At 35.4% G+C, this 1,869-nt stretch carries 1 protein-coding gene and 1 pseudogene; one reads left to right on the forward strand and one right to left on the reverse strand.

The window, feature by feature from the left end; translation table 11 throughout:
• Positions 1-585 (forward strand): annotated as a pseudogene (locus J5224_RS26150) (hydantoinase/oxoprolinase family protein); the annotation flags it as partial.
• 6 nt (positions 586-591) lie between these two features.
• Here the strand turns inward: J5224_RS26150 and J5224_RS26155 are convergent.
• Entirely contained in the window at positions 592-1,347 is a 756-nt protein-coding gene (locus J5224_RS26155; RefSeq protein WP_264628101.1) for a PAS domain-containing protein, read from the reverse strand.
• Between the last annotated feature and the right edge of the window lie 522 nt (positions 1,348-1,869).

Genomic DNA, 1,869 nt, shown 5'->3' on the forward strand with positions numbered 1-1,869 from the left:
AAAATAGAATCTGGCAATGTTATTAAAATTGGCCCCGAGAGTGTTGGTTATGAACTACCTGATAAAGCACTTGTTTTTGGCGGTAATATTCTGACTGTTACCGATATAGCAGTGGCTATGGGATGGGCAACTATCGGAGATATCAACAAAATTTCGCATCTTTGCCCTGAACAAGTGGCAAAAATTGCTGGCTGCTATGTCTCTATGTTAGAGAAAATCCTGGAGAAAATGAATAATACTGCCAATGCGTTACCCGTTATTCTTGTGGGAGGAGGTGCTGAGGTTTTGCCAATGCAATTAAAGGGCGCGTCAAAAGTTATAAAACCACAACATTCTGGTGTCGCTAATGCGATTGGTGTTGCAACAGCTCAGGTTAGCGGTAGCGTTGATATGATAGTTTCTACTGAAAATAAAAAATTAGACGATTATTTAGAAAAAGCGGAGAATATGGCGACCAAAGAGGCAATAAAAAATGGGGCCATGCCTGATTCAATTAGAATTGTTGAGCTTGAATCCTTACCACTTGGCTATATGTCAGGCAATACAATAAGGATAAAAGCCAAGGCAGTAGGAACATTAAAGTAATGTATTTCATACCCGACAAGGTAGGCAAACAGAAGACAGCATATCCAACACTGTACTTTCTTGCTTTAGTATTTTTTGCGGAAGATAGCGATCAAGGTTATTTTTCTGACAATAATTAATAAATTCATAAGATGAATGAACCCCCGCTTTTTCATATATTATTTGTATCTTATTTTCTATTGTTTTGGGTGTTAGCGATAGAAAGCGAGCAATAAGTTTACTACTCATTCTCTGTAAGAGGCAAAAAATAATATCAAGCTCTCCTGTAGTGAAAATCGGATCTGGTGAGTAAAATAGAAAATAACCTGGCTCAGCGTTAAATATGAGCTTCCCCGGCAATGATGAATTTTCTACTGGCCGGGCATGAAATATAGTCCCTACACATTCTGTATTTTTCTTATCATAAAGAGGATATTTATCAAAATAATAGGGCAGCATTATTTGATCTTTCCCATAGGGATGAATTTCGATAGAACAGAGTCGATCTTTCTTTTCTATAGTTTGACGATCATGCTGTTGAAAATGAGAAGCAAAATCAGCTATAGGCGACGGCAATTCATTGTCAAGTAGCCCAATAATTGAAAAAGTGTCAGGATTGATGTTTAGAAGATCGTAATAAGCCAGGTTGCCGTAGATATAACGTGAGTTAATATCCTTGAATCCCCAAGGCTCTGCTGATGAATCCCATAAAAAGAGTAATTGAGGAGGGATTAAGGCTATTTTTTTCCTTGGATTAGCATGAGATTCCTTTAAGTCCTTCATAGTAAAGTTCCTTTTTAATCCAATTGATTTATCTATTCGTTAGGTATCGTCCCTGATGACTTTTAAGAATATTCACCTGATAACATTTCGGAACATTAAGGTTTATTAAATATCTTGTCAAGCATAATGCTATAGTTTTTCAATATAAATAGGTAGCCATTAAGAGAATATTGACTTTGTTTTTGACTTGCTTTGCAATTAATTATTTTCTCTGGGAAGAGCGTATAGACCTGTTGGTATCATTGATCCAATAACAGATGTCAGGAGAGAAGATGTTTATTTACCGTGTGGATAGCGGGTAAAGCGTTGAATCTGTGAAAAATAAACAATCCATCAAGTTCTGAACGTACCGAAGAAAAGAGAAAACGGGTGCATAGGGTAATGACTACGATTTTTCGAAAAACGTAATACAGAGCTAACATGCTGTTATTATTTCGCTTTATTACTTTATTACTTTATTACTTTATTACTTTATTACTTTATTACTTTATTACTTTATTACTTTATTACTTTATTACTTTA

Source organism: Candidatus Symbiopectobacterium sp. NZEC135 (assembly GCF_025962695.1).